The sequence below is a fragment of the Actinoplanes couchii genome (genome assembly GCF_016862075.1).
In the GTDB taxonomy this organism is placed as follows: domain Bacteria; phylum Actinomycetota; class Actinomycetes; order Mycobacteriales; family Micromonosporaceae; genus Actinoplanes; species Actinoplanes couchii.
In genome coordinates, this window is the sequence record NZ_BOMG01000083.1 from 33,812 (window position 1) to 49,567 (window position 15,756).

The window sequence follows — 15,756 nt, forward strand, 5'->3', positions numbered from 1 at the left end:
GACCCTCGACGGAGAATGGCGCGGTCGTTCAGGAGGTGGCAGGAGTGGCTCTCGCCCTCTATCGCAAGTACCGGCCGCGCACCTTCGCCGAGGTCATCGGCCAGGAGCACGTGACCGATCCGCTGTCGCAGGCGCTGCGCAGCGGGCGGCTCAACCATGCGTACCTCTTCTCCGGCCCACGTGGCTGCGGCAAGACCTCCAGCGCCCGCATCCTGGCCCGATCGCTCAACTGTGAGCAAGGCCCCACCCCCGATCCGTGCGGTGAGTGCCTGTCCTGCACGTCGCTGGCCAACGACGGCGCCGGCTCGATCGACGTCATCGAGATCGACGCGGCCAGCCACGGTGGTGTCGACGACGCCCGTGAGCTGCGCGAGAAGGCGTTCTTCGCACCCGCCAACAGCCGTTACAAGATCTACGTCATCGACGAGGCGCACATGGTCTCGTCGGCCGGCTTCAACGCGCTGCTCAAGCTCGTCGAGGAGCCGCCGGACTATGTGAAGTTCATCTTCGCCACCACCGAGCCGGACAAGGTGCTCGGCACCATCCGCTCCCGCACCCACCACTACCCGTTCCGGCTGATCCCGCCCGCCGTCCTTCGGCCGTACCTGCAGAAGCTCACCGAGGCCGAGGGTGTCGCCGTCGAGCCGTCGGTGTTCCCGCTGATCGTGCGGGCCGGTGGCGGCAGCGCCCGGGACAGCCTGTCGATCCTGGACCAGCTGATCGCCGGCTCCGGCCCCGGCGGCGTCGACTACGCGGGCGCGGTCGCCCTGCTCGGCGTCACCGACTCGGCCCTGATCGACGAGATGTGCGACGCGATCGCCACCGGCCAGGGCGCCGCCGCCTACGCCACCATCGACCGGGTCGCCGACGCCGGCCACGAGCCCCGCCGCTTCGCCTCCGACCTGCTGGAGCGTTTCCGCGACCTGATCGTGCTGCAGCAGGTCCCGGACGCCGTGGCGAAAGGCCTGATCGACGGCCCCGCCGACCAGCTGGAGGCGATGTCCCGGCAGGCCGCGGCGTTGGGCGCCGCCACCCTGTCCCGCTGCGCCGACATCCTGCACAACGGCCTGATCGAGATGCGCGGCACCACCGCCCCGCGCCTGCTGCTGGAGCTGGTCACCGCCCGCATGCTGCTGCCCGGGGCGGACGCTTCGACGTCGGCTCTGTTGCAGCGGTTGGAGCGCTTGGAGCAGGGCTTTGTTGTACGAGGGGAGCGCCCCGCTTCCGGCAACCCGCCGGTCGACGGTGCCCAGCCCTCTGCCGGCGACCCGGCCGGCAGCTCTTACGGCCCGGCCGGTTCACCCAGCGACGACGGCGCTGCCCACGGCGCGGGCGGCATGTCCGGCGGCGGCGCTCCCGGCGGTGGTGGGAAGGCTGCCGCGATGGCCGCTGCCCGCGCCGCATCCAACCGCCAGTCTGGAGCCTCCGTTCGCCCGGTCTCCCCGGCGCCCGCCGCCCCGGTCTCACCCGCCCCGGTTTCCTCCGCACCCGCCGCCTCGGCTCCCACCGCCGTGGCCTCCGGTCCCGCGGATTCCGGTCCGGCTGAGGCCGAGCCGGATTGGAACCAGGTCGCGGCCGGCCAAACCGCCGTGGGTCAGCCTTCCGCCGGTCAGCAATCGCAGGCCGACTCCGGGCAGCATTCGGGTCCGGCTGACCCCGGGTACTACGACGACGAACCGCCGCCGTGGGACGAGGAGCCGCCGGAGCCGGACGAGCCCGTTCGCCGGGCTCCTGCCGGTGCGCGCCCGCCGGCCCGATCCGATTCGGTCGAGCCCGGATCGTCCTCGGACCAGGACATCGCCGGACCGGCCGTTTCCGGTGGTTCTGCCGGTTCCGGCGGTTCGGGTGACTCCGATAACGCCGCGGCGGGACATGCTTCCGGGGGGCCGGGCCAGAGCGCGGACGACATCCCCGTGGGACATGCTTCCGGGGGGCCGGGTCAGGTCGTGGACGACGCTCCCGTGCTTCGGAGTGATGGCAGGCTGGAGCGGGTTCGGGCGGCCTGGCAGGCACTCGGGCAGCACCAGTCCAAGGTCAAGGCGATGCAGGACTACGGCATCGGCGTTCGCGAGGTCGACGGCGACATGATCGTGTTCGCCGCCCCGACCCAGGCGCTGATGGACCGCTTCCTGAACTGGAAGGACGCCATAGCCGCCGAGTTCCGCAAGTCCCCCGGCGGCGACTGGCGAATCCGATGCGAGGTCGGCAGCACCGGTGCCCCCGGCGGTTCTGGTGGTTCCGGCGGTCCCAACGACCGCCGTGACCAGTCGGTGGCCCATCCGGCAAACGCCGCGGGTCCGGGCCGGACGGCTTCGGCTTCCGGCGCGCCCGAACGGAACACCGGCCGCACGGAGTCTCGCCCGTCCCGCCCTCAGCGGGCCCCGTCAGCTGACGCCGACGACGAGTGGCCGGCCCGCCCCACGCCTCCGACAGACAACAGCACCCCCTCAACCGCAGGCGTCGGCGGCCTTAGGCCCACCGACGGTTCCGGCCAGGCGAACCACGACCGGGCCGACAGTTCCGGCCAGGCGAACCACGACCGGGCCGACAGTTCCGGCCAGGCGAACCACGGCCGAGTCGACGGTTCCGGCCGAGCGGATTCCGCGCGGACCGACGGTGCCGGGCAGATCAGGTCCGGCCAGGCTGATGGTTCCGGGCGGGATGGATCCGCGCAGGCCGACGGCTTCGGGCAGACCAGGTCTTCCCGGGGTGACGGGTCTGGGCATGCGGGATCTTCCCGGGGTGACAGGCCCGGACATGCGGAATCGTCTCGGGACGACTCCGGCTGGCCTGAACCGGCCCGGCCCGGGGTAACCGGATCGGGTTCTGACGACGGATGGCCGGAACCGGTCAAGCCCGGCAGCGGCATGGCCTCGGCGGGTTCGTCCGCGTCCGATGCCGATGCGGCGTGGCCGGAACCTGCCCGTCCCGGAAGTGGGACGGCCCCTGGTCAGGCACCCGGGACCGGTGGGAACAGCGGGTCGACAGGCTTGTCGCAAGGGGCCGCCGGGCCGGGTGCCACTGGCGCTGTCCACGGTGGGTCGGGAGGTGCCTCCGCCGGGTCCGGATTCGATGACGTCGATGCGGGCGCGGCCGGTGATGGATTCGGTGCCGGCGCTGCGGGTTCCGCTGCCATTGGCACCGGATCCGGTTTCGGTGACGGAGGCCCGGTCGCGGCATCCGGCGATGCTGGCTGGCCGACTGCCGCCAGTGCCGGTTCGCACTCCGGGCACGCCATTGCCGGTGACGGTGGAAGCAGCAGCAGTGGCGGTGCCGGACAGCACGGTGACCTGGGCGCCGGTGTCGCCGGTTACGGTGCCGGCATCGGCGGTGGGGTGGGCCCTGTCGGTGGTGGGTCGGCGTTTGGTGGGGCCGCGGTTTCGGCTGCTCCGGCGAGCGGGGGAAAGGCCGCTCCGGCGAGCGGGGAGAGAGCTGCTCCGGCGAGTGGGGAGCGGGCTGCTCCGGCTAGTGGGGAGAAGGCTGCTCCGGCGAGTGGAGGGAAGGCTGCCCCGGCTCGGTCTGCCGCGATGGAAGCTGCTCGGGCCGCGGCTCGGCTGGGGCTGGGGGCTGCCAGCCGTACTGCCGAAAGGGAAGGGGCTGCTGCCGCGGCTGCGGCGGCCACCTCGGGTAACGCTCGTGCCGGCGCTCCGGGGAAAGCCTCGGGTGGGGCTGTCGCTCAGGCTCGGGCTGCGGCGGCCGGTGGTGGATCGGCGAGTTCGACGTGGGCCGACGGGTCGCCGATCGGGGAGGCCCCTTACGACCCGGAGTATGACGGGCCGCCGTCCGGTGGGGCCGCTCTCGAAGGCTTCGACCCGGGTGACGAACCGTTGGACGAGGTCCTGGACGAGAAGACCGCTCGGGCCAGCAGCGAGGAACAGGCCATGCAACTGCTCCGCGAGGCGTTCGGCGCGGAGAAGATCGCCGAGATCTGACCGCACAAGCGCGGCGAGGGCTGATCGGGAGCCTCACGCGCCGTCGGCCGACCGCGGGCATGTGGGTGAGTCCGCCAGGCGGGCCGCGCGGCGGAAGACGGGTGGGGCGGGCCGGAAGCCGGGCGTACCCGGGCGGATGTGTGGATCGTGGTGGTGGGTGGGTGTCCGGTGGCGTCTCGGCGGGCATGAGGTGGGGGACGGTTACGCTGGCGGCGGTAATTTTCGCCCGCTGTGCCGTGCCGAAGTATCGATGGTGGACAGCGAGACCGATTAGTTGAGGAGCGGTGCCATGCGCCCCGGTGGACAGCCGAACATGCAGCAGATCATGAAGCAGGCGCAGAAGATGCAGCAGCAGGTCGCGCAGGCGCAGGCCGAGCTGGCTGAGGCCGAGCTGACCGGGACGGCCGGTGGCGGGCTGGTGACGGCGGTGATCACCGGGCTGGGTGAGTTCAAGTCGGTGAAGATCGACCCGAAGGTGGTCGACGCGGACGACATCGAGACGCTGGAGGACCTGGTGCTCGCGGCGATCCACAACGCGGCGGAGGCGCAGCGGGAGCTGGCCGAGCAGAAGATGGGCCCGGCGACCGGCGGCTTCAACCTGCCGGGGTTCTGATCCCGTGTACGAGGGTGCCATCCAGGATTTGATCGATGAGCTGGGCCGTCTTCCGGGCGTGGGCCCGAAGTCGGCCCAGCGCATCGCGTTTCACGTGCTGTCGGCGGACCCGGCGGACGTGAACCGGCTGGCGGGGGCGCTGCGCAAGGTCAAGGACCTGGTGCGGTTCTGTCAGACGTGTTTCAACGTGGCCGAGTCGGATCAGTGCCGGGTCTGCCGGGACACCCGCCGCACCAACGAGGTGTTGTGTGTGGTGGAGGAGCCGAAGGACATCGTGGCGATCGAGCGCACCGGCGAGTTCCGGGGGCGCTATCACGTGCTCGGCGGCGCGATCAATCCGTTGGAGGGCATCGGCCCGGACAACTTGAAGATTCGTGAGTTGTTGCACCGGGTGGGAACGGGTGAGGTCAAGGAGCTGATCCTGGCGACCGATCCGAACACCGAGGGTGAGGCGACCGCTACCTATCTAGCCTTGTTGATCAAGCCGATGGGGCTGACGGTGACCCGTCTGGCCAGTGGCCTGCCGGTGGGCGGCGATCTGGAGTACGCGGACGAGATCACTCTGGGTCGCGCTTTCGAAGGAAGACGGGCGGTCTGAACCAAAAGCCTGGGGTGGTTGCGCTGCGAAGCAACCTCGTAACAACACGATTGGATTTCAACGGCTGCCCGGAAAGTTCTACGGCCGTTAATGTCCGTCGCATCGGTGGCACACTCCACCGCGTTGACCACCCCACAAGGCAGAGGTGAAGCATGCGTCCATCGAGGCGGAGAGCCGCGATCGCGGTTACCGCGGTCGCGGTCCTGGCAGCCGCCGGCTGTGCCGAGAGCAGCCGGGACGGTTCCGGTGACAAGGCCGTCAAGGACACCCTGGTGTTCGGTGTCGCCGGTGACCCGAAGGTGCTCGACCCGAGCTTCGCCAGTGACGGCGAGTCGCTGCGGGTCGCGCGGCAGATCTTCGAGACCCTGGTGCGCCCGGAGGAGGGTGGCACCAAGGCGTCGCCCGGTCTGGCCGAGAGCTGGACTCCGGACGCGGCCGGTACTACCTGGACGTTCAAGCTGAAGACGGGGGTGAAGTTCCACGACGGCACCGACTTCAACGCCGAGGCCGTCTGCGAGAACTTCAACCGCTGGTACAACGCCAAGGGCCTGATGCAGAGCCCGGACGTCACGCCGTACTGGCAGGACGTCATGGGTGGTTTCGCGAAGAACGAGAGCGCGGAGCTGCCGGAGAGCCTGTTCAAGTCCTGCACCGCGAAGGACGCCGCCACTGTCGATCTGGCGTTCACCCGGGTCTCCAGCAAGATCCCGTCGGCGCTGATGCTGCCGTCGTTCGCGATCCACAGCCCGGCTGCCCTCAAGCAGTACGACGCGTCGAACGTGACCGGTTCCGCGGACGACATCAAGTACCCGGAGTACGCGACGGCGCACCCGGTCGGCACCGGCCCGTTCAAGTTCAAGGCCTGGGACCTGCCGAACAAGTCGCTGACGCTGGAGCGCAACGACGACTACTACGCCGACAAGGCCAAGCTGAAGACGGTCATCTTCCGGACGATCTCCGACGAGAACGCCCGTAAGCAGGCGCTGCGCTCCGGCGACATCCAGGGTTACGACCTGGTCGGCCCGGCCGACGTAGAGCCGCTGAAGGGTGAGGGCTTCAACGTCCTGACCCGTCCGGCGTTCAACATCCTCTACCTGGCGATCAACCAGAAGGGCAACCCGGCGCTGGCCAAGCCCGAGGTGCGTCAGGCGATCAACATGGCGATCAACAAGGACGCCCTGGTCAGCTCGAAGCTGCCGCCGGGCGCCAAGGCCGCGATCGAGTTCCTGCCGGACACCGTCGAGGGTTACAACCCGGACGTCAAGAAGTACACGTACAACGTCGAGGAAGCCAAGAAGCTGCTGGCCTCGGCCGGCGCCAGCAACCTGAAGTTGCGCTTCCACTACCCGACCGAGGTCACCCGGCCGTACATGCCGAACCCGAAGGACCTGTTCGAGCTGATCTCGGCCGACCTGAAGGCGGTGGGCATCGAGATCGAGGCCATTCCGCTGAAGTGGAGCCCGGACTACCTGAACGCCACCACCTCGGGTAGCGCGCACGACCTGCACTTCCTCGGCTGGACCGGTGACTACGGCGACGCGTACAACTTCATCGGCACCATGTTCGACCGCCAGAAGGACGAGTGGGGCTTCAACAACCCGGAGCTGTTCGCCCAGTTCAAGGACGCCGACAGCACCGCCGACCAGGCGGCCCGGGTGGAGAAGTACAAGGCTCTGAACGCCACCATCGCGGAGTTCGCTCCGGGTGTGCCGATCTCGCACTCGCCGCCGGCGATCGTGTTCGGCAAGGGCCTGACCGGCATCACGCCGAGCCCGCTGACTGACGAGAGGTTCGTCGGGGCCACCTTCCAGTAGCCGCAATCCGGCACCTCTCTCCTATTGCTTCACCAGCGGGCGGGCGTCTTATCCTGACGCCCGCCCGCTGTCGACCTCTCACCTCACGAGGCGGCCTTGATTCGGTTCATCGTGCGACGACTGCTGCAGCTGATCCCGACGCTGTTCGGTCTGTCGATCCTTCTTTTCATCTGGTTGCGCCGCCTGCCCGGCGGCCCTGAGACCGCGATCCTCGGCGAGCGCGGTACCGCGGAGATGCGTGCACAGATCCGGGCGAACCTGGGCCTGGACGAGCCGATCCTGGTGCAGTACGGCCGGTTCATGCAGCGCATGCTCAAGCTCGACCTGGGCACCTCGATCTCGACGAAGCGCGAGGTCACGACGGAGTTCCTGGAGCGTTTCCCGGGCACCGTCGAACTCACCGTCACCGCGATGATCATCGCGATCGGTGTCGGCATCCCGCTGGGTTATCTGGCGGCCCGCAAGCGCGGCAGTCTGCTGGACAGCCTGTCGGTGGGTGGCTCGCTGATCGGCATCTGTGTGCCGGTGTTCTTCCTGGCGTACGTGCTGAAGGCGGTCTTCTCGGAGAACCTGCACCTGTTCCCGTCGAGTGGACGGCAGGATCCGACGATCGGCGCCACCCGGATCACGAACTTCTTCGTGCTGGACGGGCTGATGACCCGGGAGTGGGATGCCGCGCTCGATGCGCTCTGGCACCTGATCCTGCCGGGTATCGCGCTGGCCAGCATCCCGCTGGCGATCATCGTCCGGATCACCCGGGCCAGCGTGCTGGAGGTGCTCAGCGAGGACTACGTGCGGACCGCCCAGTCGAAGGGCCTGACCGAGCGGACGATCCGTAGCCGGCACATCCTGCGGAACGCGATGCTGCCGATCGTCACGGTGATCGGCCTGCTCACCGGTGGTCTGCTCTCGGGGGCGGTGCTGACCGAGACGGTGTTCGCGTTCAGCGGCATCGGGGCGTTCCTCTACGAAGCAATCAGTAATCGGGACTATCCGGTTCTGATGGGCTTCATCATGATCATTGCGATCTTCTACGTCCTGGTGAATCTGCTGGTCGACTTCTCGTACAGCTTGATCGACCCGAGAGTGAGGGTCCGATGAGCACGAAGACCGACAAGATCGACCGCTTGAGCGAGCTCTCCGCGGCGAAAGAGGACGAGCACGGCGTCAGCCTGTGGACCGAGGCGCTCCGGCGGGTGCGCCGGACCCCGAGCGCCCTCGTCGGCGTCGGGATCCTGGTGATCTTCGTCCTGGTGGCGATCGTCGGGCCGTGGCTGGTCCCGTACTCGCCGTCCGAGTTGATGGGCATCAACGAGGTCCGCCCCGGCGTGATCCCGGGCCCGTCGGCCGAACACTGGCTCGGCTACGACCACAACGGCCGGGACCAGTTCAGCCGCCTGATCGTCGGCGCCCGTCAGACCCTGCTGGTCGGCATCGTCTCCACGCTGATCGGTCTCACCCTCGGCGCGCTGGTCGGTGGCATCGCCGGTGCCGCCGCCGGTCTCGGCGGGCGGATCGGCCGGGCCGTCGACTCGGTGCTGATGCGCATCGTCGACATGCTGCTGGCCCTGCCCAGCCTGCTGCTGGCGGTCAGCATCGCGGCTCTGCTCGGCGCGAGCCTGACCACCGTGATGATCGCGGTCGGCGTGGTCTCGGTGCCGGTCTTCGCGCGGCTGCTGCGCGGCGCCATGGTGGTGCAGGCCGGCAGCGACTACGTGCTGGCCTCGACCTCGCTGGGGGTCAAGCGTACGAAGATCGCGGTCTCGCACATTCTGCCGAACTCGTTGGCCCCGGTGATCGTGCAGGCGACCCTGACGCTGGCCACCGCGATCATCGAGGCGGCGGCCCTGTCGTTCCTCGGCCTGGGCAACCCGGACTCGGCGACCCCGGAGTGGGGTCTGATGCTCGCCGACGCGCAGCAGTACCTGGACGTCCGGCCCGGCCTGGCGATCTTCCCGGCACTGGGCATCATCATCACCGCGCTCGGTTTCACCCTGCTCGGTGAGGCGATGCGTGAGGCCCTCGACCCGAAACTGCGGAAGTGAGGCCGCGATGCCACTGCTAGACGTCAAGGATCTGTCCGTCACCTTCTCCCGGCGCGGTCAGCGCACCGTGCGGGCGGTCGACGGGGTGTCGTTCGCGGTCGAGGCCGGTGAGGTCGTCGGCCTGGTCGGCGAGTCCGGCTGCGGCAAGAGCGTCACGTCGCTGGCCCTGATGGGGCTGCTGCCGAAGCAGAAGGGCGTGACCATCGGCGGTTCGGCGATGTTCGGCGACACCGACCTGCTCCAGACCGACGAGCGGTCGATGCGGGACATCCGCGGCCGGGACGTCGCGATGATCTTCCAGGATCCGCTGTCCTCGCTGAACCCGGTCGTCCCGATCGGTATCCAGGTGACCGAGGTGCTCACCCGGCACCGCGGGCTGACCGGGGAGGCGGCCCGCAAGGAGGCCGTCGAGCTGCTGAACCGGGTCGGTATCCCGGACCCGTCGCGGCGGCTCAAGGAGTACCCGCACCAGCTCTCCGGCGGTATGCGGCAGCGGGCGCTGATCGCGATGGCGGTCGCCTGTGCCCCGAAGCTGCTGATCGCCGACGAGCCGACCACCGCGCTGGACGTGACGATCCAGGCGCAGATCCTGGAGTTGCTGCGTGAGCTGGTCCGCGAGTCGGGGACCGCGCTCATCATGATCACGCACGACCTGGGTGTGGTCGCCGGCATGTGCGACAAGGTCAACGTGCTGTACGCCGGCCGGGTCATCGAGTCGGCCCGCCGCAAGCCGCTGTTCGCCGACCCCCGGCACCCGTACACCAACGGGCTGCTCGGTTCGGTGCCCCGTCTGGACTCCGGCAAGGGCGAGCGGCTGCACGCGATCCGTGGTTCGGTGCGGGACGTCCTGCCCTGGCCGGACGGGTGCGCCTTCGCCCCGCGGTGCGACCAGCGGGTCGAGGCCTGTGTCGGGGAGCCCCCGGCGCTGGTCGAGGACATCCACCGGCACGCCTACCGCTGTGTCAATCCCGAGTCGCGGACCGCGGAGGTGCCGTCGTGACCGAAACGCTGGTCGAGGTCGACGACCTCAAAGTGCATTTCCCGATCAAGCGTGGTGTGTTCCTGGACCGGGTGGTCGGGCACGTCAAGGCGGTCGACGGAGTCGATCTCCGGATCGCGAAGGGCCAGACGTACGGCCTGGTCGGTGAATCGGGTTGTGGCAAGTCCACGCTGGGCCGGGCGTTGTTGCAGCTCACCCCGCCGACCGGTGGCAGGGTGAACTTCGACGGCACCGAGCTGACCACACTGCCCGCCAAGCAGCTGCGGTCGATGCGCCGGCGCATGCAGATGATCTTCCAGGACCCGATGTCCAGTCTGGACCCGCGGCAGAACGTCGAGTCGATCCTGACCGAGGGCCTGCAGGCGCACGGGCTGGGCGGCGACCGGACCGAACGCCGGAAGATCATCGCGAAGGCCCTGGACGCGGTCGGCCTGCCGCAGTGGGCACTGTCCCGCTACCCGCACGAGTTCTCCGGCGGTCAGCGGCAGCGCATCGGCATCGCCCGGGCCGTGGTGCTCAACCCGGACCTGATCGTCGCCGACGAGCCGGTCTCCGCCCTGGACGTCTCCATCCAGGCGCAGGTGATCAACCTGCTGGAGGAGCTGCAGGAGGAACTGGGGCTCACCTATCTGGTGATCGCGCACGACCTCGCGGTGGTCCGGCACATCTCCGACACGGTCGGCGTGATGTACCTGGGCGCGCTCGTCGAGGAGGCGCCCAGCGACGACATCTACCGGACTCCGCTGCACCCGTACACCCGGGCGCTGATGTCCGCGGTGCCGGTGCCGGACCCGGAGGTCGAGGACCGGCGCGAGCGCATCCTGCTCGCCGGTGACCTGCCGTCGCCGGCGAACCCGCCGTCCGGCTGCCGGTTCCACACCCGGTGCCCGTGGGCGCAGCCGACCCGCTGCGGCACCGAGCGGCCCGAACTGCGCGTCGTCGGGACCGGCGCACATCGGGTGGCCTGCCACTTCGTCGAGCAGATCGAGTCCGGGGAGATCCGGCCGCACACGGTGAAGGCCGAGGTCATCGCGGACGGCGCCGGCTCCAAGGACGCACACGGCGCCCTGGAGACGGCTCTGGAGACGCCCGGCGGTCCGGGGATCTGACGATCAAAAGAACGAGAGGCCGCTTTCCCCGTACGCGGAAAGCGGCCTCTCGTTCTTCAATCACTGAATCAGGACGTCCTTGCCCGGGCCACCGATCAGCCGGTCCTTGCCCGCGCCGCCTTCGAGCCGGTCGTTGCCACCGTTGCCGACCAGCAGATCGTTGCCACCGAAGCCGCGCAGCACGTCGGCCTTGCCGGTGCCGTAGATCTTGTCGTCACCGCCCGCGCCGTTGATGCCCTCGATGCCGAGCAGGGTGTCGTGCTCGCCCTTGCGGCCGTCGTTGCGCTTGCCACGGTCGGAGCCGGCCGTGATGGCCCGGGTGCCGTAGTAGCTGACGGTGTCGAAGCCGGAGCCACCGGACATCAGGTCGGCGTCGGCGGCCTTCCCCTGATCGAACTGGGAGAAGCGGTCCTTGCCGGAGCCGCCGTACTCCTTGTCGTTGCCCTTGCCGCCTTCCAGGAAGTCGGATCCGGCGCCGCCGTACAGCGTGTCGTTGCCGCTCTCGCCGACCAGGCCGTCGGGACCGCCGTTGCCCCAGAGCCGGTCGGCACCGCTGCCGCCGTAGAGGGTGTCGTGACCCGAACCGCCCCGGAGCGTGTCGTCGCCGGTGCCGCCGTCCATCAGCGACTGCACCGAGGTCCGGTTGGTGGCGGAGTCGTTGCCGGAGCCGAGTTCGAGCTGGATCAGTCCGATCGGCTTGACGTCGGTGCAGGTGACCTTGGTGACGTCGCCGGGGACCGCCGTGCAGCCGGGCCCGGCCGTGATGGTCACCCGGTCGTCGAGGGTGATCGTGTTGCCGGACCTGGTGACCACCACGTTGTTGATCAGGCCGGATCCGGCGACGAGGAGGACCCGCGGGCCCTCGATGCCGAAGTCGACCGACGCTCGCCCGCCGGACGCGGCCTGGGCGGGGGTGGCGAGGCCGCCGATGACGGCGATGCCACCGAGCAGGGCGATCCCGGCCCGGGTCCGGAACGCGATCCGGCTCACAGGGCGATCTCGCAGTTGACCACGCTGTCCTCGCGGTCGGCGGAGTACCTGTCGCCCTTGATGTGGGCGCCGCCGTCGAGGATGTCGACCTGCTCGTCGGAGATGCCGTTGCCCAGGGTGTTGCTGATCAGGGTGTCGTCGCCGCCGAGACCGCGCAGCACGTCGGCGCCCTCGTCGCCGCCGTCCAGGACGTTGTTCGCGTTGTTGCCGGTGATGACGTCGTCGCTCCGGCCGCCGCGGACGTTCTCCACGTCGGCGCCGACGGTGTCCTTCTCGCCCTTGGCGCCGTCGTTGCCCTTCGAACCGTTGAGGTCGACGGTGACCGGCACCGAGTAGCCGTGGTAGTCGACGGTGTCGATGCCCGAACCGCCGAGCAGCACGTCGGCGTGGAGGACGTCGGTGTCCGGGCCCACGCCACGGTCGCCGATCAGCAGGTCGTTGCCCGCGCCGCCGTTGAGCTGGTCCTTACCCCACTCGCCGGTCAGCGTGTCGTTGCCGCCGAGACCGTTGAGGACGTCGTTGCCCGCGCCGCCGGTCAGGACGTTGGCGCCGTTGGTGCCGGTGAGCCGGTCGTTGCCGGAACCGCCCTCGAGGTTCTCGACGTCGGTGGCGATGTTGTCCTTCTCGCCCTTGGCGCCGTCGTCGGCCTTCCCGTCGGCGTCGGCGGTGACCGCCTTCTTCCGGCCCTGGTAGCTGACCAGGTCGACACCCGCGCCCCCGGAGAACCGGTCGGCCTGGGTGGTGGTGCCGGCGAAGAAGATGTCGTTGCCGGCGTTGCCGTGGAAGCGGTCCTTCCCGGCGCCGTCGTGGATGATGTCGTCCCCGCCGCTGCCGTAGACCACGTCGTTGCCGGAGCCGTCGTAGATCCGGTCGTTGCCGGCGTTGCCGATCAGGGTGTCGTTGCCGCTGTCGCCGTACAGGTAGTCGTGGCCGCCGTAGCCGTTGATCTTGTCGTTGCCGGCGCCACCGTGCAGGTAGTCGCGGCCGTCGCCGCCGTTCAGCGTGTCGTTCCCGGCGCCGCCGTAGACCACAGTGGTCAGCCGGGACTCGTTGCGGAACGTGTCGTTGCCGCTGCCCAGGCTGATCTTCACCGAGGTCACGCCGACGCAGTTGACGTGCGTCCGCACACCCTTGAGCGGCGTGCAGCCCTTACCGGCCTTGACCGCGACCCGGTCGTTCAGCTCGACCGAGCCGTTGGACGCCTGGCCGATCCAGACCTTGTTGGTCTTGCCGCTCGTGGCCGTGAAGGTCAGCTTGCCGTTGATCACCGAAGCGGTGCCGGCCGACGCGGCCTGCGCGGGCGCGGCCAGGACGCCGATCGCCGCGGTGCCGCCGAGCAGCGCCACACCGACTCTGGTCAGCCAGGTCTTCGACGTCATCAGTTACCCCCGAGGTAGATGTTCACTTGACGATCTCGCAGTTCCGCGTGGTGTCGCCGCCACCGGCCACGCAGGTGTCGCCCTTGACGTGCTCGCGGCCGTCCAGGACGTTGGCGTAGCGGTTGCCGATGAGCGTGTCGTCGCCCTTGCCGCCGGTGAGGTTCTCGACGTCGGGGGCGATCCGGTCCTTCTCGCCGGTCTGGCCGTCGTCGGCCCGGCCGTCGGCGTCGGCGGTGACCGGCCCGGTGCGCTGCCGGTAGTCGACCCGGTCGATGCCGACGCCGCCGTAGTAGCGGTCGGCGTCGACGTATTTCCCGGTCAGGATGCGGTCGTTGCCGGCGCCGCCGTGGAGACGGTCGGCACCGCGGCCGTCCCAGAACAGGTCGTCCCCGGTCCCGCCGTAGGCCCGGTCGACCCCGGCGCCGTCGTAGAGGGAATCGCTGCCGGAGTTGCCGTGGATCAGGTCTCGGCCCGCGCCACCGGTCAGCAGGTCGTCCCCGGCACCACCCTTGAGCACGTCGTCGCCCCGGCCGCCGGACAGATAGTCGCGCCCGGTGCCGCCGATCAGGGTGTCGTTGCCGTTCGCCCCGGCGACATTCGTGGTCAGCCCGGTGCGGTTGACGAAGACGTCGTCCCTGTCCCGCAGGTTGATGTGCACCTGGGTGACGCCCGTGCAGACGACCCTGGTCCGGTCGCCCTCGACCAGCGTGCAGCCCTCGCCGGCGGTCAGCGCGACCCGGTCGTCCAGGACGACCTTGCCGCCGGACTGCCCGATCCAGACCCGGTTGACCTGGCCCTTGTTCGCCCAGTAGATGAGGCTGTCGCCGAGGACCGAGACGGTGTTGCGGCCCGCGGCCTGTGCCGGTGCGGCGAACATGCCGACCGCCGCGGTGGTGCCGACCAGAGCGATGCCCGCTCTGGTCAGCCACGTTCCCGAAATCACAGCATCAACCCCCGTATAGATGATGTTCATCAGACGTTGGAGATCCTAGGTGGACGGCGCAACGTGGCGGTGTCGTCCTGTCGTACAGACTTTTCAGTACCACCGGATCTGGGGTGATCGATAGAACCGGACCCCCTCGGCGGACCAGCGCGGGCCGTAGCCGCCGAGGCGCTCCCGGAACGACTCCCAGTCGTGCGTCACCCGCGGTGACCAGCCCAGCTCGGCGATCGCCACCAGGCGCGGAAAGGCCAGGAACTCCAGGTCGGCGCGATCGCGCAGGGTCTCCGACCAGAGCGGTGCCTCGACCCCTAGGACCCGTTCCGCCGGTACGCCGGTCAGCAGCCGTGCCGGATCCCAGTCGTACGCGTCCCGCACCTCGATGGCCCCGGCCCAGTCCAGCCCGCCCGGGGTCATCGGGTCGTACTCCATGTCCAGATAGGTGCGGTTCGCCGGGGAGAGGATCACGTCCGCGCCCGAGACCGCCACCGCCGGGCTGCTGCGCTCCCGGCCCCAGAACTGGATCACCGCGCCGTTCTCGGCCGCCGCCGGGGACTGGGCGATCTCGTGCCAGCCGAACGGGATCTTGCCGTGTTTCCGGACCAGCGGCAGCATCCGGCGCTGGAACCGCAGGTACGCCCCGTGCGGTGTCGACATCGCCTCGTCGCCGCCGATGTGCAGGTACGGCCCGGGTGTCATCTCGGCCAGCTCCCGGATCACGTCGTCGGCGAACCGGTACGTGACGTCGTTGTCCGCACAGAGCGAGCTGTAGCCGACCCGCATGTCGGTCCGCGGTCGTGGCGCGATCCCGTCGCAGGTCAACTCGGGATAGGCGACCTGGGCGGCGTTCACGTGACCGGGCATGTCGATCTCCGGCACGATCGTGACGAACCGGTCGGCGGCGTACCGCACCAGGGCGCGGTAGTCGTCCTTGGACAGGAAGCCGCCACCGGCGCCGCCCACCCCGGTACCGGGCGCGCCACCGATCTCGGTCAGCCGGGGCCACGAGTCGATCCGGATACGCCAGCCCTGGTCGTCGCTGAGGTGCAGATGCAGGTGATTGATCTTGAAGCGGCTGATCTGGTCGACGTAGGCGCGCACGTCGGCCGGATCGTGGAAGTGCCGGGCCAGGTCGAGCATCGCGCCCCGGTAGGCGTACCGAGGGAAGTCCCTGATCGTGCCGCCGGGAAGGACCCACCGCGAGCCGGCCGGCGGCAGCAGTTGACGCAGCGTCTGCACCCCGGCGAACAGCCCGGCCGGCCGGGTGGCGGCAGCTCGACCCGGTCCGCGCCGACGTCCAGCCGGTAGCCCTCGTCCGGATGCCCCGGCTCCAGCA

General features: G+C 69.6%; 11 protein-coding genes and 1 pseudogene. 8 read left to right on the forward strand and 4 right to left on the reverse strand.

The features are described from left to right. Positions 1–44 precede the first annotated feature (44 nt). The 8 genes and pseudogenes from Aco03nite_RS55065 to Aco03nite_RS33370 all read left to right on the forward strand — a co-directional run. Positions 45–1,607: pseudogene (locus Aco03nite_RS55065) on the forward strand (DNA polymerase III subunit gamma and tau); the annotation flags it as partial. A gap of 2,638 nt (positions 1,608–4,245) precedes the next feature. Continuing rightward, complete coding sequence (locus Aco03nite_RS33340) at positions 4,246–4,545, forward strand: YbaB/EbfC family nucleoid-associated protein (RefSeq protein ID WP_239145655.1); 300 nt, start codon at positions 4,246–4,248, stop codon at positions 4,543–4,545. Positions 4,546–4,549: 4 nt separating this feature from the next. Continuing rightward, complete coding sequence (recR, locus tag Aco03nite_RS33345) at positions 4,550–5,143, forward strand: recombination mediator RecR (protein WP_203802229.1); 594 nt, start codon at positions 4,550–4,552, stop codon at positions 5,141–5,143. 152 nt (positions 5,144–5,295) lie between these two features. Then, the gene (locus Aco03nite_RS33350; RefSeq protein WP_203802231.1) at positions 5,296–6,957 is read left to right on the forward strand and encodes an ABC transporter substrate-binding protein; all 1,662 of its coding nucleotides are present in this window, start codon (positions 5,296–5,298) and stop codon (positions 6,955–6,957) included. A gap of 96 nt (positions 6,958–7,053) precedes the next feature. Continuing rightward, a complete protein-coding gene (locus tag Aco03nite_RS33355; protein WP_203802233.1) occupies positions 7,054–8,058 on the forward strand; it encodes an ABC transporter permease in 1,005 nt (334 codons plus the stop codon). Then, positions 8,055–9,002, forward strand: coding sequence for an ABC transporter permease (locus tag Aco03nite_RS33360; RefSeq protein ID WP_203802234.1), 948 nt, complete (start codon positions 8,055–8,057; stop codon positions 9,000–9,002). Before Aco03nite_RS33355 ends, Aco03nite_RS33360 begins: the two co-directional genes overlap by 4 nt. 7 nt (positions 9,003–9,009) lie before the next feature. After that, the gene (locus Aco03nite_RS33365) at positions 9,010–10,002 is read left to right on the forward strand and encodes an ABC transporter ATP-binding protein (RefSeq protein ID WP_203802238.1); all 993 of its coding nucleotides are present in this window, start codon (positions 9,010–9,012) and stop codon (positions 10,000–10,002) included. Beyond that, complete coding sequence (locus Aco03nite_RS33370; protein ID WP_203802250.1) at positions 9,999–11,111, forward strand: ABC transporter ATP-binding protein; 1,113 nt, start codon at positions 9,999–10,001, stop codon at positions 11,109–11,111. Before Aco03nite_RS33365 ends, Aco03nite_RS33370 begins: the two co-directional genes overlap by 4 nt. Before the next feature lie 60 nt (positions 11,112–11,171). Here Aco03nite_RS33370 and Aco03nite_RS33375 read toward each other — a convergent pair whose 3' ends face one another. From Aco03nite_RS33375 to Aco03nite_RS33390, 4 genes are all read right to left on the reverse strand, one after another. Beyond that, positions 11,172–12,101 carry a calcium-binding protein gene (locus tag Aco03nite_RS33375; RefSeq protein WP_203802252.1) on the reverse strand — a complete coding sequence of 310 codons (930 nt, stop codon included), beginning with the start codon at positions 12,099–12,101 and terminating at the stop codon, positions 11,172–11,174. Continuing rightward, positions 12,098–13,480 carry a calcium-binding protein gene (locus Aco03nite_RS33380; protein ID WP_203802255.1) on the reverse strand — a complete coding sequence of 461 codons (1,383 nt, stop codon included), beginning with the start codon at positions 13,478–13,480 and terminating at the stop codon, positions 12,098–12,100. Before Aco03nite_RS33380 ends, Aco03nite_RS33375 begins: the two co-directional genes overlap by 4 nt. 22 nt (positions 13,481–13,502) lie before the next feature. Then, positions 13,503–14,423, reverse strand: coding sequence for a calcium-binding protein (locus tag Aco03nite_RS33385; protein WP_203802257.1), 921 nt, complete (start codon positions 14,421–14,423; stop codon positions 13,503–13,505). Positions 14,424–14,516: 93 nt separating this feature from the next. Continuing rightward, positions 14,517–15,756 (reverse strand): beta-N-acetylhexosaminidase (locus Aco03nite_RS33390; protein ID WP_203802263.1); only part of this gene is annotated, 1,240 nt, incomplete at its 5' end.